This window comes from Hoeflea sp. IMCC20628 (assembly GCF_001011155.1).
Lineage (GTDB): Bacteria > Pseudomonadota > Alphaproteobacteria > Rhizobiales > Rhizobiaceae > Hoeflea.
The window spans coordinates 954,994-981,792 of the sequence record NZ_CP011479.1; the positions used below are offsets into that span (position 1 = coordinate 954,994).

Here is a 26,799-nt window from a genome sequence, read left to right on the forward strand (position 1 = left end):
CATGATCATTGCCACATCCATCCGCTCGGCGCTTTCCGCCGGTCTTGTTGCCGCAACTCTGGCAAGCCCATTGATTGCCACGTCAGCCAATGCCGAACAGGTCGGCGAGGTCGGCGTCGACTGGCTCGGCAACGATATCCTGATCGATGCGGTCACCGACCCGGAAGTTGACGGCGTCACCTGCCATGTGGCCTATTTCGACCGTGGCGTCATTGACCGGCTGCAGAAGGGTAACTGGTTCGAGGATCCTTCCAACGCCTCCATCGCCTGCCGCCAGACCGGCCCTATCACCATCAAGGACATCGATCTCGATGAAGATGGCGACGTGGTGTTCAAGGAATCGCGCTCGCTGATCTGGAAATCGCTGGTGGTGCGCCGGATCTACGACAAGGCCAACGATACGTTGATCTATCTGGTCAACTCGCAGCAGGTGCAGGACGGCTCCGCCAAGATGAACATCTCTACCGTACCGCTCTACGGCCAGGAGGTGACCTGGGAAAACGGCAAGCCGTAAACCCGCCGCTGTCTGATTGGCTGAAGTTTGATTTTTGTCATGCTGCTTTGACGGCTTTTATGGTTGTGTCTGCCATTGGAATTTCGTTCGGCGTTCGGCGCGAACCAAATCGGTTGCAAAGGCAGGCGTTCCCGTGAAACCAGACAGGCTTGAAAACGCTCATGCGCACAAGGTGCAGGACGTTGCCATCGGGCTCGATACCGACCCGGCGACAGGCCTCGAACCGGCACAGGTCCATCAAAGGCTGAAGCGCTACGGCCCCAATCAGCTGCGCCGCCAGAAAACCAGGAACGTGCTGGCAATCCTGGCGCACCAGTTCAACAGCATCATTGTCTGGTTGCTGGCGGGGGCGGCCCTGCTGTCGTTTGCGTTTGATGATATTGCCGAGGGCGTGGCGATTGTCGTCGTGCTGCTGCTCAATGGCGGCATCGGCTTCGTCACCGAGCTCCGGGCGGCGCGGTCTATGGAAGCCCTGATGCGCATCGCCGAGGTGAAGACGCGGGTGCGCCGCGACGGGCATCAGCGCATCGTCAATGCGCACGAGCTTGTGCCAGGCGACGTGGTGATCCTCGAGGCGGGCGATGTGGTGACGGCCGATTTGCGGATCAGCCAGGCCTCGAACCTGCAGGCTGATGAATCCGTTCTGACCGGTGAATCGGTGCCGGTCGTCAAATCCACCAAACCCGTCAGCCTGGACGCAACGCTTGGTGACAGAACCTGCATGGCGTTCAAGGGAACGGCGATCACCCAAGGGACGGGCGAGGGGCTGGTCGTGGCCACCGGCATGAAAACCGAAATCGGGCATATCAGCGATCTGGTCCAGAGCGCCGAAAGCGAAGCCGCACCACTGGAAAAACGCCTCGACAGCCTGGGCCACCGGCTGGTGTGGCTGACCTTCGCGCTTGCAATACTGACCATCGGAGCCGGCATCCTGCGCGGGCATGAGGTGGTTGCCATGATTCAGACCGGCGTGGTGCTGGCAGTGGCGGCCGTGCCCGAAGGACTTCCGGTGGTGGCGACGCTGAGCCTGGCGCGCGGCATGTGGCGGATGAGCCAGCGCAACGCAGTGATCACCCGGTTGTCCTCGGTCGAGACGCTGGGCGCCACCACCGTGATCCTCACCGACAAGACCGGCACGCTGACCGAAAACCGGATGACGGCGGTGCGTTACCTGCTTGACGGTGGCGATGTCGAGCTTGAAGCGCATGAGAGCGACGGCCGCAATCCGGCATCTGATGATCCCTTCAACTGGGCGATCAGGATCGGGGCGCTGTGCAACAATGCCGAACTGGGCGACGGCAAGGCAGACGGCCGGGCTGGTGATCCGATGGAGCTGGCGTTGCTGGCGGTGGCCAAAACATCAGGTGTCAGCCATGCTGGCCTTTTGAAAGAGTTTCCGGAAATCCGTGAGCACGCCTTTGATCCCGATGCCAAGATGATGGCGACGGTGCATGCTGACGATGGGAGATGTCTTGTTGCGGTCAAGGGGGCGCAGGAAGCGGTGATCGACAGCGCTGATGCGGTGCTGACTGCGGAGGGTCCGCGCCCTCTTGACGAGACGGCGCGCCAGCAATGGAAAAGCCGAAGCTCGAAAGCGGCCTGCGAAGGCCTCAGGCTGCTCGGTCTGGCGATGAAACGCAGCGAGCAGGAGGGTCCCGATCCCTATGTCGGCCTGACGCTGGTGGGGCTGGTCTGCCTGCTTGATCCGGTCCGCGAGGACGTGCCGCCGGCGATCAAGGCGTGCCGGGAAGCCGGTGTCCGGGTCATCATGATGACGGGCGATCATGCCGACACGGCGGCAACCATCGCCCGGCAGGCAGGGCTTGGCGACGGCGATCTGACGGTGATCGAGGGCAGCGAGATTGCCGGGCTTGATCCTGGCGCGGTGAGCGAAGATGTGCGTAAACGGGTTTTGTCGGCGGACGTGTTTGCCCGTGTGGCGCCGGAAACCAAGCTGACGCTGGTGTCGATCTATCAAAAAGCCGGCCATGTCGTGGCGATGACCGGCGATGGCGTCAATGATGCGCCTGCGCTGAAGAAGGCCGATATTGGCATCGCCATGGGAAAGCGCGGCACCCAGGTGGCTCAGCAGGCAGCGCACATGGTGCTGCTCGACGATCAGTTCGCCACCATCATCATGGCCATGCGGCAGGGGCGCGTGATCTTCGACAATATCCGCAAATTCGTGGTCTATCTGATGTCGTGCAATGTCAGCGAGGTCCTGGTCGTTGGCCTTGCCGTCGGTATCGGCCTGCCAATGCCGCTACTGCCGTTGCAGATCTTGTTTCTCAATCTGGTCACCGACGTCTTTCCGGCCTTCGCGTTGGGGCTGGGCAAGGGCGATAAAAACGTCATGCACAAACCGCCCCGCGATCCGGACGAGCCGATCATGGACCGCGCACGCTGGACGCTCATCGGCGTGCTCGGCGCGGCCATCACGGTGTCCACGCTTGGCGCCTTCCATCTGGCGCTCGACTGGCTGAGGCTGGAGGCCGATGCCGCCGTCACCGTGGCGTTCCTGACGCTGGCGCTGGCGCAATTGTGGAACGTGTTCAACATGCGCGATCCGGATGCCGGGCTGTTCAGCAATGACGTCACCCGCAACCCTTACGTCTGGGGCGCGCTGGCCCTGTGTCTCGGGCTGATCGGTCTTGCGCACTGGCTGCCATGGCTGGCGGACCTTCTCGGCCTGCCAAACCCGGGCCCGCAGGGGCTGGCGCTCTCCGCCGCCGCCAGCCTGGCGCCGCTGGTTCTGGGACAGGTGTGGTTGACGTTGGCGCGATTTGGGAAGGGGTGAGGGCGGATATGTCGGGGGTAGCTTGTTTTTGGGACGTTAGGGGTCAAACGGTTTGCCGACCGGCAAAGTATATTGTTCAATTCAAAGATGGTTCTCAAAGTGCATAAATTCAGCATAGCCGGACAATGCGAATTTTCTCGATTCATTGGGACTGTACTCACCGCAGTGGTTGTCTGCGGAAGCCTATTGCTAGCCGGTTGTTCGGATGAGCGCTCACCTCGGGCGCTAAGCAAAAGCGAGATCGAGCAGTGCAAGCGAATAACAAAACCGGAAATCATCGATGTGGCCATAAGGGATGTCGCTGAAGACATTCCTAATCTATTTCGTGAACTGAATAGCCTTCAATCGGGCGGGGTCGTTTCGGAGGAGGCCATTCCATCAGCTTCGGAAGCATTCCAAAGCCTCAAAAATTCGAATTGTTGCAAGATCCGGGACAAAATACCTGGAGATTATGACAGAGATACGCAGAAGCTTGGTGTCATGAAGGATGGATTTATCCGAATTTACGCAGTTGAAGCAAATTATGAGATAGATCCCTCTTTCAAACACAACAAGCGCAGGACAATTGTCCTGGTCAACTGCACCGGAAAAACGGTCGGAGGTCCCTCTTTCTCTATAAGATGACGACCACCGTACTCCTCAATACCCCACTGTCGCCGATCCGGTCCGGCGCGTATCCGAGGCGCCGAGCAGCAGGCTCTTGTCGGCGTCGACATGGATCGACTGGGTCGAGCCCATCACGCTTTTGACCGCGATCTTGTGGCCCTTGGCCTCCAGCGCTGCGACTGTGTCTCGCGACAAGCCGCCTTGTTCGACGCGGATTTCGTCGGGCAGCCATTGGTGGTGGATGCGCGCGGCGTTGGTGGCTTCGGCGACATTCATTCCGTGATCGATCATGTTGGAGATCACCTGCAGCGTGGTGGTGATGATGCGCGAGCCGCCGGGGCTGCCGGTGACCAGGAATGGCTTGCCGTCTTTCAGCACAATGGTCGGGCTCATCGAGGACAGCGGCCGCTTGCCGGGTTCGACTGCATTGGCGTCGCCGCCGATCAGGCCATAGGCGTTGGGCACGCCGGGCTTGGCGGAAAAATCATCCATCTCGTTGTTGAGCAGCACCCCGGTGCCTGCCGCCGTCATGCCCGAGCCATAGGAGAAATTCAGCGTGTAGGTGTTGGACACCGCGTTGCCATCCTTGTCGACAATGGAGAAATGCGTGGTCTGGTCGCTCTCATAGGGCGCCAGCTTGCCGGGCTTGATCGTGTCCGACGGCGTGGCGCGGTTGAGGCTGATGCCGTCGCGGATTTTTGCCGCATAGTCCTTCGAGGTCAGGGCCTTGACCGGGACATCGGCGAAATCCGGGTCGCCCAGATATTCCGAGCGGTCGGCATAGGCGCGCTTCATGGCTTCCGCCATCAGGTGGATTGTCTCGGAGGAGTTGTGGCCGAGATAGGAGACCGGATAGCCTTCCATCACATTGAGGATCTGGATGATGTGGGTACCGCCCGAGCTTGGCGGCGGCATCGAAACGATCTCGTGGCCGCGGTAGCTGCCGCTGACCGGCTCGCGGATGACGGCCTTGTAATTTGCCAGATCCTCGACGGTCATCGAGCCGCCTGCTTCCTGCACTGACGCTGCGATTTTTTGCGCCACTTCACCTTTGTAGAACCCGTCCGGGCCTTCCGCCGCGATTGTCTTCAGCGTTGCGGCGAGATCGGGCTGTTTGATGACGTCGCCGGGTTCGTAAAAGCTGCCATCTGCTTTGTAAAAGATCGCGGCTGAGGCCGGCCAGGTCTTCAGCCGCTTCTCCAGTCCCTTGAGACTGTCGGCCAGATCGGCGGTGACGGTGATGCCGTCTTCGGCGAGTCTGATCGCAGGTGCTGCGGCCTCGGCCAGCGTCATGGAGCCATAGGTTTCGAGCGCCAACTGCATGCCGGCGACCGTGCCGGGCACGCCGACGGCGAGACCATGAAAGCGCGACAGCTTGCTGTCGGCATTACCCTCGGCGTCGAGATACATGTCGCGGGTCGCACTTGCGGGCGCCATCTCGCGGTAGTCGATGGCCTTGGTCTCGCCGCTCTCCGCGTCATGCACCATCATGAAGCCGCCGCCGCCGAGATTTCCGGCGCGGGGCAGGGTGACCGCCAGCGCCAGCGCCACGGCGACACCTGCGTCGACCGCATTGCCGCCGTCTTTCAGCACCTGCAACCCGACTTCGGCCGCGACCGCCTCCTGCACTGAAACCATGGCGGATTTCGCCCAGACCGGATGCACTGCATCCATGCTGGAAAAGATCGCGGCTTCCTGCGCGGTGGCGGCAACGGGGGCGAGGACGAACAAAGCGGCGGAGGCGAGGGCGGTGAGCGGGCGGATCATCGGGCGGTCCTTTCAAGATTGTCAGACTGTCAGCGCCATGAACGGATCGACATGGCGCTTTGCCAAGATACTGGTTCATCGAAAGCCACATAGCCGTCTTCGTCAACCCGGTTTTGCCAGAACACCAGGCGATGAAGGATGTCTGTATGGACACTGCCGCTGCGGCAACCTGCGCCTCACGCCCTTTATCAGGCGGGGGTCGCACCCTATGTAGGGCTTATGACCGAACCCAATCTTGACAGAAACTGACCATGGCGATCCTCGGCATCATTGGCGTGCTTGCGGTTCTTGCCGCTATCTATGGCCCGCAATACTGGGTCGGCCACACCATGCGTCGCCACAGCGCCAACCGGCCGGATTTTCCCGGCACTGGCGGTGAGATGGCGCAGCATCTGGTCGAGCGGCTCGCGCTCAAGGATGTGCGTGTCGAGGCGACCGATGCCGGTGACCACTACGACCCGGAAGCCCGCACGGTGCGCCTGTCGCAGGCCAATTACAACGGCGCCAGCCTGACCGCTGTTGCGGTCGCTGCGCATGAGGTCGGCCACGCGCTTCAGCACCATCGCGGTGAACGCGGGCTGGCGCTGCGCCAGTCTTTGGTCAGGTTCGCGATGGTCACCGACCGGATCGCCTTGATCTTCTTCATTGCAGCACTCGTGCTGGCGATCCTGCTGCGCGCGCCGGTGGCGATGCTGGGCATGGCGGTGATCGGCATCGGCCTGCTGGCGATCCGGATTGTCGTGCATCTCGTCACCCTGCCGGTCGAATATGATGCCAGCTTCAACAAGGCACTGCCGATCCTGCGCGAGGGCGGTTATCTCGGCGATCAGGACCTTGCTGGCGCACGTAGCGTGCTGAAGGCCGCAGCCCTGACTTACGTCGCCAGCGCGCTGATGAGCCTGCTCAATCTCGCGCGCTGGGTCCGGACTTTGCGGTAACGTCGTCTTGAATTTCCAGAACCGTGATGCAACTAGTAGGGTCTCGACAAGTCCGGACAACGAGACACCACGAAATCAAAGGAGATTGCCATGACGACCAGACGCAACTTTATCATTGGCGGGGCCGCTACTGTCGGAGCCGTAACGCTTCTGCCATCGCTCGGCTTCGCCGCCGCGCATGCAGCCAGCTTCAATCTCATGGACGGCAAGATCGTGATCCATCCGGTCGAGCATGCTTCCATCGTCATGGAGACCCCGGGAGGAACCCTCTATATCGACCCGGTTGGTGACGCGGCGCTGTATGAAGGCTTGCCCAAACCGGACCTTATCCTGGTCACCCACCGGCACGGCGATCACTACAATGCCGATCTGCTGGCCGCACTTGCCCCGGCGCCGATCCTGACCAACGCCGATGTCAAAGGCATGATGCCGGAGGATCTGCAGGCTCGCACGGACGTCATCGCTCCGGGTGAATCTACGGAAAAGACCGGCATCGCCATTGAGGCCATCGCGGCCTACAATACCTCTGCCGACAGGCAGGATTTCCACCCAAAGGCGAGAGGCGACCTGGGGTTGGTGCTGACCATCGACGGGACTCGTGTCTATATCTCCGGTGACACCGAGGGAACGCCGGAAATGCAGGCGCTCGAGAATATCGACCTGGCCTTTGTCTGCATGAACCTGCCGTTCACAATGGACGCCGAACAGGCAGCGGAAGCCGTGGCGGCCTTCGCGCCGGGCATGGCTATTCCTTACCACTACCGCGGTAAAGACGACGGAACCCAGGACCCGCAGGTGTTTGCGAAACTGCTGAGCGAGGCCGGCAGTACGACCGAAGTCAAGCTGCACGACTGGTACAACGGTTCACTGGGCTGACGCTTCAGCCGCTCTCCGGACCCGGTTCGACCTTCCGCCGATTAGGTGGAAGGTCGAACCTTGAAACAGCGCAATGAAGCCTCTGGGTTAGGCGAGATGCTTTTTGAAATGCGCAAGTGTCCGCTCCCAGGAGAGATTTGCCATTTCCTCGTCATAACGCGGGGTGCTGTCGTTGTGGAAACCATGGTTGGCGTTCTTGTATATGTAGGCCTCATACACCTTTTCATTCGCCTTCAACGCAGCTTCATAGTCAGGCCAGCCGGCGTTGACGCGTTCATCCAACTCACCGTAATGCAGCAACAATGGTGCCTGGATCTTGGGCACATCTGCTGCGCTTGCCTGACGCCCGTAATACGGCACCGCGGCTTTAAGTTCCGGAAATGCGACCGCCGCCGCATTTGCGACACCGCCTCCATAACAAAAGCCGGTGATCCCGACATTGCCTGTAGAGCCTTCGTGAGCCATCAGAAACTCGACCGCAGCAAAGAAGTCATTCATCAGTTTTTCTGGATCCACGGTGCTCTGCAGATCGCGACCTTCGGCATCATTTCCTGGATACCCTCCAACGGAGCTCAGCCCATCCGGTGCAAGGGCCATAAAGCCGGCTTTTGCAAGGCGGCGAGCAACATCTTCAATATAGGGATTGAGGCCCCGGTTCTCGTGGACAACAACCACCGCTGGCAATTTGCCCTCAACTGCTGCGGGCCGCACCAGATAGCCTCTGACCTCACCGTGCCCATTCGGCGACGGGTAGGTAATGTATTCGGGTGTGATATCCGGGTCATTGAACGAAACCTGTTCGGCCAGGGCGTAGTCGGGTGACATCAAGCCCAAAACCGTCGTGGCAGTCATGCCCGCGACAGTGTATTTCGTGGCGCGTTCCAAAAACTCCCGCCTTGAAATCATACCGTGGGCGTAAAAATCGTACAGCTGCAGCAGTTTGGGGTCGAAGTCTTTCGCTGTTAATCTGGCCATAATTCTTCTTTCCTTTTGCAAAAACCAATGCGTCATTGCGGTCAGTTTGGAGATATGAAGCGATTGTCCGCAATTTCAATACTGATATCTATGCTCTCTCATCCACCCATGAGGATTTGGAAAATTCAGTGTTGCTGGATTTTGCGCAGATGTATGCATTAATGCAAGCTACAGAAATGGCACGTTGGGTTTTGAGTGATGGATCTGAGGCCTCAAAAAATTCCAGCTTGCGTTTATACTCGTCAACCGCGACGCCAGTTCCGGGCAATGCGTCGAGATCGTAAGCCTCAAACAGAAGCACCGATCACCCGTGATGTCCGGGATATCCGGTTTTACCATAATGGTGATTTGCTTCTATGGGACAGGAAGGTAGAAGGAGCCTCGCTGTGACAGCGTTTGCCCGCAATCCAGTCTTGACTCCGAAGGAACCCCAGTGACCACTCCCGATCACCTCGAAGAGCTGTTGAACGCCACCAGCTCCGCATTCAAGAGCGGGGCGCTGGTGCGGCTGCGGCTGGTTGGCTATCACGGCTCAGAGCCGGATCTGAAGTCTGTCGAAATCAAGAAGATCACGGTCAAGGCCGGTGACAAATACTCCTTCACCTACCGCTACAAGACCCGCGATACCATCAAAAACTTCTTCGAAACCGAGGCGCTGGATCTGCTGCGTCATGCCTTGAAGACCGAGTTCGGCAGCGCCCAGCTGGCGACAACCGACTTCGACATGGCGTTTGAACGCAAAGGCGACAGGACGCAGCTCAAGCGCACCGAGGTGGAAGGCCGCGAGCCGCCCTCGACCGATCACAACCGGGTCAAGAACCGGCCGCTGACCGATACCGGCAAGCTCTGGCTCAAGGCTTTGGCGATTACCGGCAAGGACGGAGCCGTGCGTCACAATGCGCAGGACAAGTTCCGTCAAATCAACAAGATGGTGGAAATCTTTGCGCCTTTGATTCAGGCGCTTAAAGTGGAGAATCCGCTGATCGTCGACATGGGCGCGGGCAAGGGCTATCTCGATTTCGCGCTCTATGATTATCTCGCCACGGTGGTGGCGCACCCGGTTCGCATTGTCGGCGTCGAAATGCGCGAGCAACTGGTAAATGACGGCAATGCGACGGCACGGAAATCAGGCTTTGACGGACTGAGTTTCAAGACCGGCACCATCATGGATTACGACGCCAGCGGCGCTGATGCGGTGATTGCGCTGCATGCTTGCGACACCGCCACCGACGACGCCATCTTCAAGGGCGTCAGCGCTGACGCGGCGCTGATCGCGGTGGCGCCCTGCTGCCACAAGCAGATCCGCCGGCAGATGGCCGACGGCCATCCCGACCAGCGGCTCAACCCGCTGTTGCGTCATGGCATCTTCGTCGAGCGGCAGGCCGAGATGCTCACCGACACGCTGCGCGCTCTTCTGCTGGAGCTTCACGGCTACCGCACCAAGGTGTTCGAATTCGTCTCCGACGCGCACACGCCAAAGAACAACCTGATTGTCGCGGAGAAGGATTTGCGGTCTGCCCGTGACCCCGATGCGGTGCGCAAGCAGATCACCGAGATCAAGGCGATGTTCGGCATCAGGCAGCATTATCTCGAGGGCCTGTTCGAGGCGTGATAACGTTGCAGTCTGTTTTGCTATCTGAATAACTGCAGGATCATGTTGGGTTGGGAATTGGCGATGGACAGGGCCTGGATCGCCAGCTGTTGTTGCACCTGCAGGGCTTTGAGCCGTGTTGACTCCTCTGCCATGTCCGCATCCACCAGGCGACCGAGTGCCTTCTTGGACACTTCGATCAGCTTCTTGGTAAAAGCTTCCTGCCTTTCGATGCCTTTAGCCTTGATCCCCAGCATGGCATTGGCATCGATCAGATCCTTTTCCATGTCGTCCATGGCCTGAACCATGCCGCTCAACTCATCGGCGGTGGTGTTGGCGTCGAGCGTGATCTGTTTTGCGGTTCCCGACGTTCCCGAGCCGAGCAGATAAAAGGTTTCGGCCGAACCACCCGCCGTGGTGACATCCCTGTCTTCAGTCAGGATGCCGTTGCTGTTGTCGGCGGGATCGATCAGCGTCGTCTCACTCTTGTCCACCTCGATGTAACCGACACTGACAAAGCCGCCGTAGTCCCTGGTCGAGGCCGGCATCGAGACGATCCCGGGCGAGCCATAAAGCCAGTTCTGGCCATTGAAGGACGAGCTTTGCGCAACATTGAGCAGTTGTGCCTTGAGCTCATCGAGCTCCTTGTTGATCTTTGTCTTGTCGACGCCGGGTTCGCTTGCAAGGACCAGCTTGGCTTTGATTTCGCCGACGATGTCGACCGCCTGGCTCATTCCGGCCGAGGCAACATCCGTCATGGCGCGCGACAGGCCCAGCGCGTCGACAACGGCGCTCTTGGCCTTCATGTCGGACCGCAAGGTGGTTGCTATCGACCAGTAGGCAGCATTGTCCGACGCATCATTGACCCGCAATCCGGTCGAGATGCGCTGCATCGTGGTTTCCATCTGCGCATTGATCTGCCGCAGCGTGGCAAGCGCAGACATGGCTGAATGGTTTGTGTGTATGCTGGACATCGGACGCGGGTTTCAAATTGAAATTCTGCATTCAAATTTCTACCGTGAAGTGTATTTCGCCAACTCTTAAGTATTTCTGAATTCCTGGTGCAGAGATACCTATTTAAAACTGCAAGTTGATTTTCCGGGGAAGGATTTGCCGCGGAGATTACGAGGTTCCGGCAGGATCGTCATGGTGGCCAAATATGACCGATTGTTAATTCCACTTTTGCGACCCCGGGCGCTAGAACTGACAGCAATGCTGGTGATTTGATCGAGACTGAAGCGAAGGATACCCCATGACACCGACGATATCGAAGTTCGCCAACGCGTTGAGCAGCAGTGCGAAGCCGACTGGGCTTGGGCTTGTCTGCACCGCCTTCTTGACCTTTTCCGCCACAGCGCATGAGGCCACAAGTGTCGACATCACCGGCGCGATCTTTGCCAGCACCCGGGCCGATTGCGCCAGCTATGAAAACCTCTATTCCTCGGATGTCACCGATACCCAGCAATATCGGCAGCTCAAGGGCTCGGTGCATGTCACGGCCTACGACGATCATTGCGTGGTCGAGTCCAACTCGATCCCCAATCACGACACCGGCGAGGGCAGCGGCCGCAATTTCGTCGCGCCGGTGACGGAAATCTCCGGCAGCTTCACCATTCCGCGCAGTCCGAAACAGCAGGCATCCGTGACGGCGCTTGAACAGCGCAGCTATGATGCGATCCTGCTCAATGGTGTGGTTGTGGATATCCTTTCGGCCGGCTGCTACCGGCCGGGTGGCAACCGCGTCGATGCCAACGGCAATGTGGCGATCGGCTGCCGCGCAACTGACAAATGGCTGCTTGATCCGCTGGGACCGGACGCTGGCTTCGGGGCTGATATTCATCACGCCCACACCCAGCCCAATGGCCAGTATCACTATCACGGCAACCCGATGGCGATGTTCGATGATCAGCCTGGCGATGACGGGTCGCCGGTGATCGGCTTTGCGGCCGACGGCTTCCCGATTTACGGCAGCTATTTCAAGGACGCCGCCGGTGCCGTGCGCAAGGCGAAATCCGGCTACAGCCTGAAACCCGGCACCCGCCCGTCGTCGGCCAGTGATCCCGGCGGCACTTACGATGGCATGTATGTCGATGATTTCGAATTCACCGATGCCGGCGATCTCGACGCCTGCAACGGCATGGTGGTGAATGGCCAATATGCCTACTACGTCACTGATGCCTATCCCTGGGTGATCAAGTGCTTTTCCGGTACGCCGGATTCGTCCTTTGCCAAGCCACGCCCCTGAACCCGGACCTTTGACGTTTGTCGCCGGCATGCGCGCCGCGGCGAGCGGCAATCATGACCGGCAAACACGGCTTTTGCACCGGTGTTGGCGCGGCGATCACGCCGCGCAGCTTCGTCATGCCAGCGTCAGAAATTCCACTTTCCCCGTTGCAATGTCATAGACTGCAGCGGCGGACTTGATCTTTCCCGACGCGTGAAATTCGGAGAGGATCGGACCGGCGGCTGCTGCTTTTTCCGCGTTGAGCTTGGCGTTCTGTGCGGTTGCTGCTGCGAGCAGGTCACTCGGATTGCCGGGCATGACATCATAGACGGCAGGCCGAATTGCATCGACCAGGCTCGGCAGGTGTCCGGGCGGGAGGATATTGTCCTGAATCGACGTGATCGTGGCGCCAACCGCGCCGCAGGATGTATGCCCGAGAACGACAATCGTCTTGATGCCGAGAATCGCAGCGCTGTATTCGAGGCTGGCCAGCCCGTCCTTATTGATGAAGTTGCCGGCAACGCGGACAACAAAAAGGTCGCCCGGCCCCTGGTCGAAAATCAACTCCGGCACGACGCGGGAGTCGGAACAGGCGACGACGGCGGCAAAGGGCTGCTGCCCGAGCGAGCGGGCCGACCGGCTGGCGGAATGATCCGTGTTGATTGCGGTATTTGACACGTAGCGTGCATTGCCCTCGATGAGGCGCTGAAGTGCTAGATCGGGTGTGGCTGGTGGCGTTTCGTCGGTTTGAGCAAAAGCCCGGGAACCGGACGCCGTTGCTGCCAGGGCGACGGCCAGACCGCCTCCGAAAAGCCCCCGGCGGCTGATGGTCGCTTTCGCGTTTTGCTCACACATAAATTTCTTCCTTCAATGTCTTCACTAAAAATCGCCGGACCATCCGAAGATTGGCCCGGCGATGTGTGCCCGGAAACTGTTATCCCGCCGCCTTTGATGGCGGTGGGAAATATCCGTCAGATCAGTTCGACTTCTGCAGCAGATTGCCGATGGCGTTGACTGCGTTGCCGACGTCGTCGATGGTTTTCTGCATCTTCTCGGCCTTCAGTTCTTCCTCGGTCCTGGGCCGGGCGGCTTCTTCGGCCGCGGCCTTGTCCGCTGCTGCCTTTTCTGCTGCCAGCGCCGCCTCATAGTCAGCCGCCCGGGCAGCCGCTGCTTCAGCGGCGGTCTTTTCGGCGGCCATGTCGGCGCGAACCTTTTCTTCGGCTTCGAGCTTGATGCGGGCCTCGCGTTCGGCCTGTACCCTCAGTGCTTCTTCAGCTTGCAGCTTCTCGAAATTGTCGTTCTCCAGCTTGGCCTTGGCTTCGGCGGCGGCTTTTGCGGCTGCAGCCTTGTCTGCCTTGGCCTGCCGGGCGGCACGGTCATTGGCTTCCTGGGCAGCGGCTGCCTCAGCTGCCTTTTTTTCGGCAGCCATCTCGGCGCGGACCTTGTCCTCGGCTTCAAGTTTGATGCGGGCTTCGCGTTCGGCCTTTGCCTTCAATTCCGCATCAGCCTTGGCTTCGGCTTCGAGCTTGGCTTTCGCAGCGGCTTCGGCGGCCTGTTGCGTTTCGGCTTCCGACACCACCGGTGCCTGCTCGACCTCGGTCTTGGCGTCCTTGTTCTCGTCGCTGCAGGCGGCGAGAGCCAGGGTGAGTGATGCCACGGTCAGAATTTTGCGGATCATGTAAAGTCCCTCAGGCTGTTTGGTCACGCCAGTGGAGATCACTGGCTTTTCAGGTCATGCCCCTGTCGAGCACACCAACCCTGAATGTTTGGTTAACGAGCCGTTAATACTGGGTTCAGTTTGGGCTGCACAGCATTGCGCAGCTTGCTGATCCCGTCGTGGCGGCCACTGACTGGCCGGGTGCGCCGGGCAGGGCGCTCAGCGGACCTGCTTCAGTGCAGTCTTCAGCGAATTGTCGGAATAGGGCTTCATCAGCAGCACCGCATCTTCGTCGGCGCCGGCTGGCACCTCGCTTTCGCCGGTGGCGAAGATGATGCCGACATTCGGCTTCAGCCGCCGTATTTCCTTGGCCAGTTCTCCGCCCTTCATGTCCGGCAAACCGACGTCGGTGACCAGAATGTCGAAATCCTGCGCTTCGGCGGCCTTCAGTGCCTGAGCAGCATTGCCCGCCTCGATGACGGTATGGCCCATGTCCTCAAGCATGTCCGCAGTGTTGATGCGGATCAGTGCTTCGTCTTCGACCAGCATGATGGTTAGCTTGTCGGCTTTCGGCGCGGCAGGTCCCGACTGGCCATGCGTGGCCGCAGCACCGGTTTTTGCGGCGGGCATGGTGCGCTGCTTCTGGTTGGCCAGAAGGTGACGGATGCGGCCGTCAAGAGATTCACGGGTATAGGGTTTGGAGAGCAGTTCGACGCCGGGGTCGAGCTTGCCGCCATGGACGATGGAGTTCTCGGTGTAACCGGAGGTGAACAGCACCACCAGGTCAGGCCGCTGGGCAATGGCCATCTTGGCCATCTCCGGGCTTTTCAATGTTCCCGGCATCACCACATCGGTGAACATCACATCAACCGGGATGCCGCTTTCGATGACGGAAAGACCGGCTTGCGCGTCGCGCGCGGTCAGCACATTATAGCCAAGATCGCGCAGCGTCGCCACCACGGTGGCGCGGACTTCATCATCGTCTTCCACCACCAGAATGGTTTCGGAGCCGCCGACAGCCGGGCCGGAAACGATCTGTTCTTCAAGGTGCTCCTCGTCGACGGAGCGCGGCAGATAGAGCTTGACCGTCGTGCCGTGGCCGGGCTCGCTGTAGATCTTGATATGGCCGCCGGATTGCTTGACGAAGCCATAGACCATCGACAGGCCCAGCCCGGTGCCCTTGCCTTCGGGCTTGGTCGAGAAGAATGGCTCGAACACCTGTTCCAGCGTTTCCTCGTCCATGCCGCTGCCGGTGTCGGAGACCGCAATCAGCACATAGTCGCCGCTGCTGACGTCCTCGTGGCCGGTTGTGTAGCTGTCATCAAGACGGGCATTGCCGGCCTCGATCGTCATCTTGCCGGCGCCGTCCATGGCGTCACGGGCATTGATGGCCAGATTCAGAATGGCGTTTTCCACCTGGGTCGGGTCGGCGGATGTGTTCCACAATCCTTCGGAGATGATGACTTCGCAATCCACGGTCTCGCCGATCGAGCGGCGCAGCAGATCTTCCATGCCGTTCACAAACCTGCCGACATTGATCACCTTCGGCTCCAGCGGCTGACGGCGGCCGAATGACAATAGCTGGCTTGCCAGCTTGGCGCCGCGGTTGACCCCGGCAAGCGCGTTTGTGACCCGGGTTTCGGCGCGCTCATTGCCAGCCACATCCTTGGCCAGCAATTGCAGGTTTCCGGCCACGACCTGAAGCAGGTTGTTGAAATCATGGGCGATGCCGCCGGTGAGTTTGCCGATGGTTTCCATCTTCTGCGATTGCTGCAACGCCTTTTCCGATTGCAGCAATTGTTCGGTGCGCTCGGCGATCCGCTCTTCGAGTGTGGCGTTGAGCTCGGCAAGGGCTGCTTCATTGAGCTTGGCATGTTCGATATCGGTGTTGGTGCCGACCCAGCGGCGGATATCGCCCTGCTCGGTCTTGACCGGAGTGGCCCGGACCACGTGCCAGCGGTAGACGCCATCATGACGGCGGACGCGGAATTCGGCCTGGTAGATCTCGCCGGCCTCGATGGCGGCGGTCCAGGCAGCCGCAGCGGCCGGAAAATCCTCGGGGTGGACGATCGATCCCCAGGCGTCGCCGGCGAGTTTTCCCTGAGCCACACCGCTGAAGGCCACAACCCGGTCATTGAGCCAGTCGATCTTGCCGTCAGGCGTCGCTGTCCAGACGTGGTTGAGCATCGACTGCGACAGCGTACGGAATTCTTCCTCGCTGGCCTTGAGCGACAATTCAGCGTTCTTGCTGGCTGTAGTATCCCTAAACAGCACGGCGACATTGTCGGAACCTGCGCCGTCAATGGCGAACGCCTGCACCTGGAACCAGCGATCATCGAGCTCGCTGGCCGGACTTTCGCTGCTGGCAGCCTCGCCGGTGCGCGCTACCTTGCCGTAGAAATCGAACCAAAATTGTTCATGGCCGGGGGCAATGTCGCGGCGTATCCATTTGCCGACCGCGTCCTTGATGCCGGTCTGGCGGGCGAAGGCCTTGTTGATTTCCAGGAATTCGTAATCGACCGGATTGCCGTCGTCATCCCAGATCATGCGGATGACGCAGAATCCGGATTCAAGGTTTTCAAACAGATTGCGGTAGCGTTCGCGCTGGGCGTGAGCTTCCATCTCCGCCTTGCGGCGGGCGGTGACGTCAAACAGCACACCGGGAAACCGGTCCGGCTTGCCGTCCTTGCCTTTGACCAGTTTGCCCTGCGCCAGCACGTGGGACACCGATCCATCGGGCCGCATCACCCGGTACTCGGTGCTGTAGGCGCCACCGGATTCGATAGTGCGGACGATTTCGTCGGCGACACGTGGCCGGTCTTCCTCATGGATCCTGTTGACAAACTCCTCCAGCGGCAGGCCCTTCTTGGCCTGTTTGCTCGAAAGCCCGAAAGTATCGGCAAAGCGGCCATCGGTGACGATCAGATCGCCCGACACATCCCAGTTCCAGGACCCGATCACATCGGCATTGGTCATGGTCAGGTCGAGCCGTTCCAGCAAATGCTTGGTCTGCGAACTGCGCAGTGCCACGACGTGCCCCTTGTCCGGGGTGGGAACCGAGACCGAATCCAGATCGACCGGCCCGTCGGAGCCGATGAAAAAGCCCCGGTCATCATAGATACCGGAATAGGGCTGGCCGACGATGTCACCGGTTTTCCAGCCCAGCAACCGCTCGGCGCCCTCGCTCCAGCCGGTGATCACGCCTTCCGGGTCAAGAAAGATAAGAGGTGCAGTCAGCGTCGTGTCCATGCGATCTTTCCATCGTGTCAACGCGACATGCCTGGAAACCGCTGGGCTCCCGACTGCCGCTCAAGTTGCAGCCGTATGTATCATATCCGGCAAGGATGCCTAGATGCAGAATTGTGGCAGTGCGACAGGGTACCAAGTGGCGCGCCCTGCTGACACCTGCTGTCAGCATCGGCCGGTTTGTTCCCCATATGCCCCGGCCACCCCTTTCTTTCGCCATCGACTCTGCCCATATTGCCGCTATGGCAAAATCTCCTGCAAAATCATCCCGCCCGGACGGTTCCGAATTTGACGGCTTCGAGGAAGCGCCGCAGGCGCCGCTCAGCGGCGATCCGATCGCCAGTTCCGGCTCGATTGCCGACTGGGCCGCTGATCTGGCGAAAGAAGCCGAGCTCGACGCGGTGAAGGCGCGGCGCAAGGCGGAAAACCGCGAAATTCGCTCGCAGGCCGGCAAGCACCGGATGAAGGCGGGCAAGCTCAGCGTCGATGAGGCTGCGGCGCTGCCGCCGAAGGGCAAGGCCAAGAAGACCTCTGCCAAATCCACCAAGGAGAGCAACGCCAAATCGGCGCGCGGCACCTCGATGGGTGCGAGCACAGATCCACGGGCACGGTCTGCCGCCGGTCTCAACGCCGTGGCTGGCCTCGACATGTCGATGGAGGAGGCGGAAGCTTCCGGCGCCACCAGCGCCAACACCGCCACCGTGCAAGCATTGTCGGATCTGATCGAAAGCGGCAACCCGCTGTTCAAGAACGGCAAGACCTGGACGCCGCACCGTCCGGCACGGCCGGAGAAATCCGAGGGCGGCCACACCATCCGCATGGTCACCGAATATGAGCCGGCCGGCGACCAGCCGACGGCGATTGCCGATCTGGTGGCCGGTGCCAACGAGAACGAGCGCAACCAGGTGCTTTTGGGCGTCACCGGCTCGGGCAAGACCTTTACCATGGCCAAGGTGATCGCCGAGACCCAGCGCCCGGCCTTGATCCTGGCGCCGAACAAGACACTTGCCGCGCAGCTCTATTCCGAGTTCAAGAACTTCTTCCCCGACAATGCGGTCGAGTATTTCGTCTCCTATTACGATTACTACCAGCCGGAAGCCTATGTGCCGCGCACCGACACCTTCATCGAGAAGGAATCGACCATCAACGAGCAGATCGACCGGATGCGCCACTCGGCCACCCGTTCGCTGATGGAGCGCGACGACGTCATCATCGTCGCTTCGGTCTCCTGCATCTACGGTATCGGCTCGGTGGAAACCTACACCGCCATGACCTTCCAGATGGCGGTCGGCGACCGCATCGACCAGCGCCAGTTGCTGGCCGACCTGGTGGCGCAGCAATACAAGCGCCGCGACATGGATTTCCAGCGCGGCTCGTTCCGGGTTCGCGGCGACACCATCGAACTGTTTCCGGCCCACCTTGAAGACGCGGCTTGGCGGATCTCGATGTTCGGCGACGAGATCGAGACCATTGTCGAGTTCGATCCGCTCACCGGCCACAAGACCGGCGATCTGCAATCGGTCAAGATCTACGCCAACTCGCACTATGTCACCCCACGGCCAACGCTGAACCAGGCGACAAAGCAGATCCGCGAGGAACTCAAGCATCGCCTCGTCGAACTCGAGGCCTCGGGCCGGCTGATCGAGGCGCAGCGGCTGGAGCAGCGCACCCGCTTCGATCTGGAAATGCTCGAGGCCACCGGCGTCTGCCAGGGCATCGAGAACTATTCGCGCTATCTCACCGGTCGCGCGCCGGGTGAACCTCCGCCGACGCTGTTTGAATATATCCCCGACAACGCGCTGCTGTTCATCGACGAGAGCCATGTCTCGATCCCGCAGATCGGCGGCATGTACCGCGGCGACTTTCGCCGCAAGGCGACGCTGGCCGAATACGGCTTCCGGCTGCCCTCCTGTCTCGATAACCGACCGCTCAGGTTTGAGGAATGGGACGCGATGCGTCCCTCCACCGTTGCCGTTTCCGCCACCCCGGGCAGTTGGGAGATGGAACAGGCCGGCGGTGTCTTCGCCGAACAGGTGATCCGTCCCACCGGGCTGATCGACCCGCCGGTGGAAGTGCGTCCGGCCCGGGCCCAGGTCGACGATGTGCTGGGCGAAATCCGCGCCACGGCGCAGGCTGGCTACCGCACCTTGTGCACGGTGCTGACCAAGCGCATGGCCGAGGACCTGACCGAATATCTGCACGAGCAGGGGGTTCGCGTCCGCTACATGCACTCCGACATCGACACACTGGAGCGGATCGAGATCATCCGCGATCTGCGCCTCGGCGCCTTCGACGTGCTGGTCGGCATCAACCTGTTGCGCGAGGGGCTCGACATCCCCGAATGCGCGCTGGTGGCGATTCTTGACGCCGACAAGGAAGGTTTCCTGCGCTCCGAGACCTCGCTGGTGCAGACCATCGGCCGCGCCGCGCGTAATGTCGACGGCAAGGTCATTCTCTATGCCGACAAGATCACCGGCTCGATGGAGCGGGCGATGGAGGAGACCTCGCGGCGCCGCGCCAAGCAGGAAGAATACAACACCGCCCACGGCATCACGCCGGAATCGGTCAAGGCGCATATCTCCGACATTCTCGAATCGGTCTACGAACGCGACCATGTCCGCGCCTCGATTTCCGCACCCGGCGGCAAGGGCCAGGCCGGCAATGAGGGCGTCATGGTCGGCGCCAATCTCAAGGCGCATCTGGAAGCGCTGGAAAAGCAGATGCGCGATTCCGCCGCCGATCTCGATTTCGAAACAGCCGCCCGTCTGCGCGACGAGGTCAAGCGGCTGAAGGCGGTCGAGCTCGAAATGATGGACGACCCGCTGGCGCGCAATGCCGGCATCGAAAACACCAAGGCCAGCCGCAAGGCCACCGCCACCGGCAAGCCGCAACGCGGTCCCTCCAAACCGGCCAATCCCGATATCCTGCGCAATCCGGAATCGAATTATTTCAAGAAGCCCTCGCTCGACAATATGGGCCCGGGCACCGACATGGTGAAACCGCTTGCGGGCTCCGCGGCACCGGACAAGGCCTCCTATTTCCGCAAGAACGATCTCGACGAAATGACCGTCGGCCGCACCGAAAAGCCGGTGCCGGGCGCCGCACCGAAAAAACCCGATGATCCGATCCTCAAGCGCGGCAAGGTCGGGGCAGGGTCCTACGAGGACCCGGCGGAAGCCGCCCGCAACAAGCGCCGCCCCGGCAAGACCGGCCGTCCGGGCAAATAGCGGCGTCCGACGCCGCCTCGTACCCGCAAAACCATGTTGCCGGGTTCACCCTCGGCCGCATCCCCGGCATTTGATTCAAATCCCGCTGCCCGGTTTAACCTCCGCCTAAACCGGGCAGCGCTAGGTTTTGCGCGACCCCGACACCGGCACCCGTTTGCCGTCAGCATAGGAGCGCCAGCCAGATGCCAGACTTCTTTCCCGTCACATTGTCCGGCTCAGGTGCCGTGTCCGGTGCCGCAGTCGTTGATCTCACCGCCTTGCCGGCGCTGCCGCTCCGGTCCGCTGGCGGCAAATCTTTCACGCGGATCGCACCTGCGGTCTGGCCGTCGCCCGGCGCGGTCGACCTGGTGAGCCAGTTGCTCGATCTCAGCGGCACCGCCATCACCCATACCGCCACCAATTCGATGCCCGAATCCGATTCCGATTTCTGGGGCATGCTGGCCGCAGCACTGCCGAAGGACGTGCAGGACTGAACTGGCCGTCCGGCTCGATTGCACCGCCGCCTTTCATGCTGACCATCAGCCCCTGCGCACACGCTTTGTTAACTGTTCTTGCTAACCTGGCCCTAATCTCCTGACGTTATGTTTGCGCGCACAAGGAGCAGCGCGTCATGATTTCGAGCGTCATCACCACGGCATTTTCCGGCATGGCCGCGCAGCAGCAGCGGCTCGATTCGATTGCCAGCAACATCGCCAATGCCGACACGCCCGATTATGCCCGCAAGCGCACCGACATGGTCACCGTGCCGGGCGGCGGGGTGAAGGCGGTAACGCGCGAGGCGCAGACCGGTGGTGTCGATCTCGCCACCGAACTGGTCGACCTGATCGGCACCAAAATCGCCTATGAGGCCAATGTCGTGGTCATGGAAACCGGCATGGACATGTGGGACACGCTGATGAGCGCGCTGGCCCCCGAGGACCGCGACGAGCGCTGGCGCTGATCGCGACCCGTTTGCCGCCTCGCTGAATTCGCTTCCCATCGGCCAAAACCGTGCTAGATGGCAGGTTCAGCGCACACCCGCGTCAGCTTTCAGGATCATCGCCATGTCCCGCCAGACCCTCACCATCGTCATCGCCATCATCGCCGTCGGCGCCGCCATCCTCGGCTACATGTATTACCAGGACCAGCAGACCTCCGGCGTCGAAATCAAGATCGGCGAAGGCGGCATTTCCATCGAAGAGAAGTAGGGCAGGGCAGGACTCGCGGCTTGTTCCCTCTCCCCCCTTGGTGGGGGAGCCTCCAACCCCACGCCGTCACCCCGGACTTGATCCAGAGAAGCGAAGCGACGTCGTAGCCTCCGGGGTCCAGCAGCGTCTGCGTCGGCAGGCGCGGGATACTCGGTACTAATCTGCGACCTGCAAAAGGTCTCTCGGCTCGCGGACGCTCGCCCACTGGATGCCGGATCGACTGTTTCTTCGCTACATTGAATCAACTTTATCAATTATTTCGTAAATAAGCGGAAAATTTATCCCCTTGTTCTCCGCAATTTTAAACAAACTGGAAATAACGTTTGGAGATTTTGCAATTTCATTTTTATTTAATCCCCAAATCTCTGCAACCTCTAAATAAATTTCTTCTTTTAGTTCACCTAAGCAGTTGTCAATGTAGTCGTTCATATTTCCTTTTACAGAGCAAAATAGCTCATGGCTTCCATCGGGGTAGTCTACTGGATTTGGGTGACCGCATATTTTTTGCAATAATTTGTTTATTACAGCGTTGTTTTTTGTATCCTTTTTGTCAGAATCAAAAAGTACATAAACGGGAATTCCAAATTTCTTGAATATCACTGCTGGCTTATCTAATTTCGTCTTTCCATCGGTTCGAATAATTGCGATTCCATCGTCATCTGCACTTCTTCCTAGAGAGAGGTATGCCGCAGACAAGATTGCCTTATCCGATACTCCTTCTACGAGAATTATCCGATCAGCAAAAAAACCCTCAGATATCTCGTCGGTGAATATGTGCAGGGCAGCTAGAAAACGTTCATCAGAAAAGGGTTTGGCTGGTGGGTCTAAAAGGTTTGCCAACTCCTCACTAATTTCATTGATCTCACAGGTGGAGCAAATAGTCCTATATTCTTCGCCATCAGTGATTTTTCTGATAACTCTTAGTGCGTTGAAATCACTTAGTGCGATCATTTTTTCAGAGTGGGTTGTGTAAATCACCTGGATTCGAATGCCAGTAAGTTTGTCAGTAATTACCCACCCCCTTGCCATGCACCACAATGTCTGAATCCATGATGATATGGATCGGACTGATTTGCAGCAGCTGAGCAAGGACGAATTGATCGAGATGGTGCTTCGGCTCCAACGGCCTGCCAAGGATTCTCGGACGTCTTCCAAGCCGCCCTCTACGGACAAGAAAGAGAAACGCGTCAACTCACGACCGGGTGGAGCCAAGCCCGGGCATGAACCCCACAATAGGGTGCTGGCGGATTTTGCCGACATGTTTCGCGATCATGAACCGACCGCCTGCAAGAGATGCGGCCATGCGTTTTCCGGTGATGATACGATGGTGCTGGCCGGGGCCTATGACGAGATCGATATTCCTGCGATCCGTCCTCATGTCACCCGGCATCGGCGTTTTTCCTGTCATTGCCCGCAATGCGGCACGACGACAAAAGCCACCGCACCTGCCGTGGCAACCGCAACGCCGTTCGGGCCAGGCATTCACGCGCTGGCGATCTACCTCAAGAGTTTCCATGCATTGTCTTACGAACGCCTGAGCGGTGTGTTCATGGATATCTTCGGCCTCCATGCGAGCGAGGGCGCGATCATGAACATGTTTGCCCGCTCCCGTCCGAGCTTCCAGGCCACAGCACAGGCCGCCAAGGCCAGCCTTCGAGCCGCCCGCGTTGTCGCCAGCGACGAAACCGGTGTGCGTATTGAGGGCACAAATGCCCAACACTGGGTTTTTCATTGCAAGGATGCCGTTGTCCACCAGCCCGATTACTCCCGTGCAGCACGGGTCGTTCACGAGACCATGGGCGGCCATGTCCCCGAGGTATGGATATCTGATCGGTATTCAGCCCAGCAATCTCACGGCCATCGACATCAAACCTGCCTTGCACATTTGGCGCGTGATACAGCCTTTGCGCTGGAACATGGCGAGGATGATCTCCCTCTTCGCTTCCAGCTTTGGTTTGGCCGTGTGTTTGATTTCGCCAGAGCCATAAGCACATTCGCTGCGTCTACCGTCGCAAGCAAGAAGCGCAAATTCGATAAACAGCTTGCCGGGCTTCTATGCGCCCCGACTTCATGCGACCTGGCCCAAAAGCTCCAGGCCAAGATCGGGCGGGCCCGCGATCAGCTGCTGACGTTTTGCGACTATCCCGGAGAAGTCGATGTCACCAACAACACATCTGAGCGAAAGCTCCGTCCATGGGTCATTCAGCGAAAGGTGACAAACGGATATCGCGCCATGTGGGCCGCCCAAGCCGAAGCGAACATACGCACGACAGTCGATACCGCACGCCTCAAAGGCGCAAACCCCTTCCAGGTCATCGCATCCGTCCTGGCATAGGCCGGTAGAAGAACCGGAAATCACGAATTCAGGGGTGGGTAATTACGCTGAGTTTCATATTCGACTAAATTTTCTTCACAAGCTTCTGCGTTTGGCGCAGGAGTTATTGTCAAATCTGGTGTTTGAGGCTTGTCGGTCATGCGGCGATCTGGTGGGGGTTTGTAGCTTCAATTCCGTCTTTGAACGTGACGCCTGTGATGACTTTGGCCAGGTAATCAAAGCCGCGTAGTTTTCGCCAGTTTTGCTCGGCGCATTGCCCCAGCTTGAACATCATGTGCAGCATGCCTTCGCGGGTCAGGCAGCCCTTTGAACGCTTGGTGCGATGCCGGATCGTGGCAAACGCAGATTCAATTGGGTTGCTGGTGCGGATGCTCTGCCAATGCTGGGCGGGGAAGTCGAAGAATGCCATGAGCTCTTCGCGATCTTTTTGCAGGCACAGCGCTGCCTTGGGATACTTTGGCTCATAGGTTTTGATGAACAAATCGAATGCCTTGTTCGCATCGTCTTTGGTCTCAGCCTGCCAGATATCGTGGATCGCGGCCTTGGCCTTTGGCTGAGACAGCTTGGGCAGGCAGTTGAGCACGTTCATCGTTTTGTGCTGCCAACATCGCTGCTGGCGGGTCTCGGGGTATACTTCCTCCAGCGCCGCCCAGAACCCCATGGCTCCGTCTCCAATCGCCAGCTTGGGGGCATTCATTCCTCGGCTGTTCAGGCTCAACAGAACCTCGCGCCAACTCTGCGTGGACTCGCGCACCCCGTCCTCAATGGCCAGGAACCGCTTTTTGCCACGGGCCGTAACGCCAACAATCACAAGGGCGCACAGCTTGTCGTTCTCGCCCCGAAGCCCGCTATGGACGCCGTCAGCCCAGATATAGACGATTGGCTCGTCATCGAACGCAGCGTCTCTCCAACCGTCGTACTCCTTTGCCCAATCACGCTTGAGCCGCGACACAGTATTCGCCGATAAGCCAGCGGCATCAGGGCCCAGAAGAACCTTGAGGGCAGCGCCCATTTCGCCGCTGGAAACACCTTTGAGATAAAGCCATGGCAAGGCCGCTTCCAACGTTCTGGTTCTGCGCACATAGGGTGGCACCAGGGCAGATCGAAATGTCACCGGTGTGCCGTCCTTGGATCGAACCTTTGGAATGCGCACGTTCACGGGGCCAATGCCGGTCTGTACTGGCCGAGCCGGATGATGCCCATTACGAACAACAGCTGCGTGACCTGCCTCAGTGCGCAAGTCGGCAAATTGCGCCAGATAACTGACAAGCTCTGCCTCGACTGCTGTCGCGATCAATTGCTGGGCTCCCGTTCTCAACAAATCCGTCAGCGTGTCCGTCATCCCGTCTCGACGCGCAAAATCAACAATGTTAGTCGTCTCCATGGTGGCGTATCTCCTTTGGTTGGGCTGCTGTCTCGCAACAACAAATCAACCAGATACGCCGCCAACCTTCAAACCGCCCAAACACCAGATTCAGTCATAGCTCTTGGCGCAGCTGCAAGATCTGAAAATTGTTTCCGTATTTCTGTGTATATTTTGCGTTTTTCTGTTTTGCTGGATTCATTGTAGAAATCTTGGAAATTTGGATGAGATTTTCTATATATGGCGTACCCACCACTGCGATCACTAGACGAAACCTCTCTGGTTATTGTGAGGGTTTGATCTACTATTGAATTTGAAAATTCTTTCATTTCAGAAGGGGTTAATTTTGAGAAGGTTATGGTTATAAGTATTGGCTTGGACGTGTCTCGCCCAAAATGATCGTGACCCGATATTTTGGGGGCAGCTTCAAAAAAGATCTCAATCGCTCGAAGGATGGTGGACTTTCCAGCATTATTAGATCCGAGTATTGATGTGAATTTGTCAAAATCCATTTTGAGAGAATCTATAGATTTGAAGCCGATTATCTCAATTGAGCTTATAAGCATTATGATTTCTTTGAGTATTTGTATTTTTTGGTAATAGTCTTTGCAACATATCTGCCCACTGAATCGGCAGACAATATTTCTTGGAACACTGAAGCTGGCACATTATAATAGTAATTACCCACCCCTGAATTTATGATTTCGGGCCTTGATGTCGGCCTACGCCAAGACGGATGCGATAACCTGGAAGGGATTTGCGCCTTTAAGGCGGGCGGTATCGACGGTTGTGCGTACATCCGCCTCGGCTTGGGCGGCCCACATGGCGCGATATCCGTTTGTCACCTTTCTCTGAATGACCCATGGACGGAGCTTTCGCTCAGATGTGTTGTTGGTGACATCGACTTCTCCGGGATAGTCGCAAAACGTCAGCAGCTGATCGCGGGCCCGCCCGATCTTGGCCTGGAGCTTTTGGGCCAGGTCGCATGAAGTCGGGGCGCATAGAAGCCCCGCAAGCTGTTTATCGAATTTGCGCTTCTTGCTTGCGACGGTAGACGCAGCGAATGTGCTTATGGCTCTGGCGAAATCAAACACACGGCCAAACCAAAGCTGGAAGCGAAGAGGGAGATCATCCTCGCCATGTTCCAGCGCAAAGGCTGTATCACGCGCCAAATGTGCAAGGCAGGTTTGATGTCGGTGGCCGTGAGATTGCTGGGCTGAATACCGATCAGATATCCATACCTCGGGGACATGGCCGCCCATGGTCTCGTGAACGACCCGTGCTGCACGGGAGTAATCGGGCTGGTGGACAACGGCATCCTTGCAATGAAAAACCCAGTGCTGAGCATTCGTGCCCTCGATGCGCACACCGGTTTCGTCGCTGGCGACAACGCGGGCGGCTCGAAGGCTGGCCTCGGCGGCCTGTGCTGTGGCCTGGAAGCTCGGACGGGAGCGGGCAAACATGTTCAGTAATTACCCACCCCTGAATTCGTGATT

General features: G+C 59.0%; 21 protein-coding genes and 1 pseudogene. 12 read left to right on the forward strand and 10 right to left on the reverse strand.

Going from position 1 to position 26,799, the window contains the following annotated elements:
• Positions 1–7 precede the first annotated feature (7 nt).
• The 3 genes from IMCC20628_RS04475 (at position 8) to IMCC20628_RS04485 (ending at position 3,935) form a co-directional block, all read left to right on the forward strand.
• Positions 8–514 carry a CreA family protein gene (locus tag IMCC20628_RS04475; protein ID WP_197078457.1) on the forward strand — a complete coding sequence of 169 codons (507 nt, stop codon included), beginning with the start codon at positions 8–10 and terminating at the stop codon, positions 512–514.
• A gap of 133 nt (positions 515–647) precedes the next feature.
• On the forward strand, positions 648–3,311 hold the full coding sequence (locus IMCC20628_RS04480) for a cation-transporting P-type ATPase (protein ID WP_052766601.1): 2,664 nt from the start codon (positions 648–650) through the stop codon (positions 3,309–3,311).
• Between the two features lie 72 nt (positions 3,312–3,383).
• Positions 3,384–3,935 (forward strand): hypothetical protein, encoded by a 552-nt coding sequence (locus IMCC20628_RS04485; protein WP_156174405.1) that lies wholly within the window; start codon positions 3,384–3,386, stop codon positions 3,933–3,935.
• Positions 3,936–3,950: 15 nt separating this feature from the next.
• Here IMCC20628_RS04485 and ggt read toward each other — a convergent pair whose 3' ends face one another.
• Positions 3,951–5,684, reverse strand: a complete 1,734-nt coding sequence (gene ggt, locus IMCC20628_RS04490; protein WP_047029216.1) for a gamma-glutamyltransferase — start codon at positions 5,682–5,684, stop codon at positions 3,951–3,953.
• Between the two features lie 251 nt (positions 5,685–5,935).
• Between ggt and IMCC20628_RS04495 the strand changes: the two genes are divergently transcribed.
• Complete coding sequence (locus IMCC20628_RS04495) at positions 5,936–6,622, forward strand: zinc metallopeptidase (RefSeq protein WP_047029217.1); 687 nt, start codon at positions 5,936–5,938, stop codon at positions 6,620–6,622.
• Between the two features lie 90 nt (positions 6,623–6,712).
• Positions 6,713–7,498, forward strand: a complete 786-nt coding sequence (locus tag IMCC20628_RS04500; RefSeq protein WP_047029218.1) for an MBL fold metallo-hydrolase — start codon at positions 6,713–6,715, stop codon at positions 7,496–7,498.
• Positions 7,499–7,585: 87 nt separating this feature from the next.
• Here the strand turns inward: IMCC20628_RS04500 and yghX are convergent, their stop codons facing one another.
• Positions 7,586–8,473 (reverse strand): YghX family hydrolase, encoded by an 888-nt coding sequence (gene yghX, locus IMCC20628_RS04505; protein ID WP_047029219.1) that lies wholly within the window; start codon positions 8,471–8,473, stop codon positions 7,586–7,588.
• Between the two features lie 433 nt (positions 8,474–8,906).
• Between yghX and IMCC20628_RS04510 the strand changes: the two genes are divergently transcribed.
• Positions 8,907–10,085 (forward strand): SAM-dependent methyltransferase, encoded by a 1,179-nt coding sequence (locus tag IMCC20628_RS04510; RefSeq protein ID WP_047029220.1) that lies wholly within the window; start codon positions 8,907–8,909, stop codon positions 10,083–10,085.
• A 20-nt stretch (positions 10,086–10,105) separates the two neighbouring features.
• Here the strand turns inward: IMCC20628_RS04510 and IMCC20628_RS04515 are convergent, their stop codons facing one another.
• Positions 10,106–11,038, reverse strand: coding sequence for a flagellin (locus tag IMCC20628_RS04515; protein ID WP_047029221.1), 933 nt, complete (start codon positions 11,036–11,038; stop codon positions 10,106–10,108).
• 278 nt (positions 11,039–11,316) lie between these two features.
• On the opposite strand from IMCC20628_RS04515, the gene IMCC20628_RS04520 reads away from it, so the two are divergent.
• Entirely contained in the window at positions 11,317–12,309 is a 993-nt protein-coding gene (locus tag IMCC20628_RS04520) for a YHYH protein (protein ID WP_052766295.1), read from the forward strand.
• 114 nt (positions 12,310–12,423) lie between these two features.
• Here the strand turns inward: IMCC20628_RS04520 and IMCC20628_RS04525 are convergent, their stop codons facing one another.
• The 3 genes from IMCC20628_RS04525 to IMCC20628_RS24165 all read right to left on the reverse strand — a co-directional run bounded on the left by IMCC20628_RS04525 (position 12,424) and on the right by IMCC20628_RS24165 (position 17,194).
• A complete protein-coding gene (locus tag IMCC20628_RS04525; protein WP_047029222.1) occupies positions 12,424–13,143 on the reverse strand; it encodes a carbonic anhydrase in 720 nt (239 codons plus the stop codon).
• A gap of 121 nt (positions 13,144–13,264) precedes the next feature.
• The gene (locus IMCC20628_RS04530) at positions 13,265–13,966 is read right to left on the reverse strand and encodes a hypothetical protein (protein ID WP_156174406.1); all 702 of its coding nucleotides are present in this window, start codon (positions 13,964–13,966) and stop codon (positions 13,265–13,267) included.
• Positions 13,967–14,164: 198 nt separating this feature from the next.
• The gene (locus IMCC20628_RS24165) at positions 14,165–17,194 is read right to left on the reverse strand and encodes a PAS domain-containing protein (protein ID WP_052766297.1); all 3,030 of its coding nucleotides are present in this window, start codon (positions 17,192–17,194) and stop codon (positions 14,165–14,167) included.
• Between the two features lie 239 nt (positions 17,195–17,433).
• Between IMCC20628_RS24165 and uvrB the strand changes: the two genes are divergently transcribed.
• The 4 genes from uvrB to IMCC20628_RS25370 all read left to right on the forward strand — a co-directional run bounded on the left by uvrB (position 17,434) and on the right by IMCC20628_RS25370 (position 21,605).
• Positions 17,434–20,418, forward strand: a complete 2,985-nt coding sequence (gene uvrB / locus IMCC20628_RS04540) for an excinuclease ABC subunit UvrB (protein WP_156174407.1) — start codon at positions 17,434–17,436, stop codon at positions 20,416–20,418.
• A gap of 182 nt (positions 20,419–20,600) precedes the next feature.
• Entirely contained in the window at positions 20,601–20,891 is a 291-nt protein-coding gene (locus IMCC20628_RS04545) for a hypothetical protein (RefSeq protein WP_047029223.1), read from the forward strand.
• 137 nt (positions 20,892–21,028) lie between these two features.
• Complete coding sequence (locus IMCC20628_RS04550; protein ID WP_047029224.1) at positions 21,029–21,358, forward strand: flagellar basal body protein; 330 nt, start codon at positions 21,029–21,031, stop codon at positions 21,356–21,358.
• A gap of 103 nt (positions 21,359–21,461) precedes the next feature.
• Entirely contained in the window at positions 21,462–21,605 is a 144-nt protein-coding gene (locus IMCC20628_RS25370; protein ID WP_047029225.1) for a hypothetical protein, read from the forward strand.
• A gap of 231 nt (positions 21,606–21,836) precedes the next feature.
• Here the strand turns inward: IMCC20628_RS25370 and IMCC20628_RS04560 are convergent, their stop codons facing one another.
• Complete coding sequence (locus IMCC20628_RS04560) at positions 21,837–22,634, reverse strand: ATP-dependent endonuclease (protein WP_047029226.1); 798 nt, start codon at positions 22,632–22,634, stop codon at positions 21,837–21,839.
• Positions 22,635–22,662: 28 nt separating this feature from the next.
• Here IMCC20628_RS04560 and IMCC20628_RS04565 point away from each other — a divergent pair, with 28 nt between their 5' ends.
• Entirely contained in the window at positions 22,663–23,940 is a 1,278-nt protein-coding gene (locus IMCC20628_RS04565) for an IS66 family transposase (RefSeq protein WP_047029005.1), read from the forward strand.
• 136 nt (positions 23,941–24,076) lie between these two features.
• On the opposite strand, the gene IMCC20628_RS04570 is transcribed toward IMCC20628_RS04565, so the two are convergent.
• From IMCC20628_RS04570 to IMCC20628_RS04575, 3 genes and pseudogenes are all read right to left on the reverse strand, one after another.
• Positions 24,077–25,324, reverse strand: coding sequence for an IS256 family transposase (locus tag IMCC20628_RS04570; RefSeq protein WP_047029227.1), 1,248 nt, complete (start codon positions 25,322–25,324; stop codon positions 24,077–24,079).
• Positions 25,325–25,392: 68 nt separating this feature from the next.
• Positions 25,393–25,869 carry an AAA family ATPase gene (locus IMCC20628_RS24565; RefSeq protein ID WP_082127998.1) on the reverse strand — a complete coding sequence of 159 codons (477 nt, stop codon included), beginning with the start codon at positions 25,867–25,869 and terminating at the stop codon, positions 25,393–25,395.
• A gap of 156 nt (positions 25,870–26,025) precedes the next feature.
• Positions 26,026–26,787: pseudogene (locus tag IMCC20628_RS04575) on the reverse strand (transposase); the annotation flags it as partial.
• Positions 26,788–26,799: the final 12 nt, after the last annotated feature.

What these genes read in the sequence shown, in the direction of transcription:
- ggt (WP_047029216.1), bottom strand. Translation starts at nt 5,684, where the DNA reads ATGATCCGCCCGCTCACCGCCCTCGCCTCCGCCGCTTTGTTCGTCCTC.
- IMCC20628_RS04495 (WP_047029217.1), top strand. Translation starts at nt 5,936, where the DNA reads ATGGCGATCCTCGGCATCATTGGCGTGCTTGCGGTTCTTGCCGCTATC.
- IMCC20628_RS04500 (WP_047029218.1), top strand. Translation starts at nt 6,713, where the DNA reads ATGACGACCAGACGCAACTTTATCATTGGCGGGGCCGCTACTGTCGGA.
- yghX (WP_047029219.1), bottom strand. Translation starts at nt 8,473, where the DNA reads ATGGCCAGATTAACAGCGAAAGACTTCGACCCCAAACTGCTGCAGCTG.
- IMCC20628_RS04515 (WP_047029221.1), bottom strand. Translation starts at nt 11,038, where the DNA reads ATGTCCAGCATACACACAAACCATTCAGCCATGTCTGCGCTTGCCACG.
- IMCC20628_RS04520 (WP_052766295.1), top strand. Translation starts at nt 11,317, where the DNA reads ATGACACCGACGATATCGAAGTTCGCCAACGCGTTGAGCAGCAGTGCG.
- IMCC20628_RS04525 (WP_047029222.1), bottom strand. Translation starts at nt 13,143, where the DNA reads ATGTGTGAGCAAAACGCGAAAGCGACCATCAGCCGCCGGGGGCTTTTC.
- IMCC20628_RS04530 (WP_156174406.1), bottom strand. Translation starts at nt 13,966, where the DNA reads ATGATCCGCAAAATTCTGACCGTGGCATCACTCACCCTGGCTCTCGCC.
- IMCC20628_RS24165 (WP_052766297.1), bottom strand. Translation starts at nt 17,194, where the DNA reads ATGGACACGACGCTGACTGCACCTCTTATCTTTCTTGACCCGGAAGGC.
- uvrB (WP_156174407.1), top strand. Translation starts at nt 17,434, where the DNA reads ATGGCAAAATCTCCTGCAAAATCATCCCGCCCGGACGGTTCCGAATTT.
- IMCC20628_RS04545 (WP_047029223.1), top strand. Translation starts at nt 20,601, where the DNA reads ATGCCAGACTTCTTTCCCGTCACATTGTCCGGCTCAGGTGCCGTGTCC.
- IMCC20628_RS04550 (WP_047029224.1), top strand. Translation starts at nt 21,029, where the DNA reads ATGATTTCGAGCGTCATCACCACGGCATTTTCCGGCATGGCCGCGCAG.
- IMCC20628_RS25370 (WP_047029225.1), top strand. Translation starts at nt 21,462, where the DNA reads ATGTCCCGCCAGACCCTCACCATCGTCATCGCCATCATCGCCGTCGGC.
- IMCC20628_RS04560 (WP_047029226.1), bottom strand. Translation starts at nt 22,634, where the DNA reads ATGGCAAGGGGGTGGGTAATTACTGACAAACTTACTGGCATTCGAATC.
- IMCC20628_RS04565 (WP_047029005.1), top strand. Translation starts at nt 22,663, where the DNA reads ATGGATCGGACTGATTTGCAGCAGCTGAGCAAGGACGAATTGATCGAG.
- IMCC20628_RS04570 (WP_047029227.1), bottom strand. Translation starts at nt 25,324, where the DNA reads ATGGAGACGACTAACATTGTTGATTTTGCGCGTCGAGACGGGATGACG.
- IMCC20628_RS24565 (WP_082127998.1), bottom strand. Translation starts at nt 25,869, where the DNA reads ATGCTTATAAGCTCAATTGAGATAATCGGCTTCAAATCTATAGATTCT.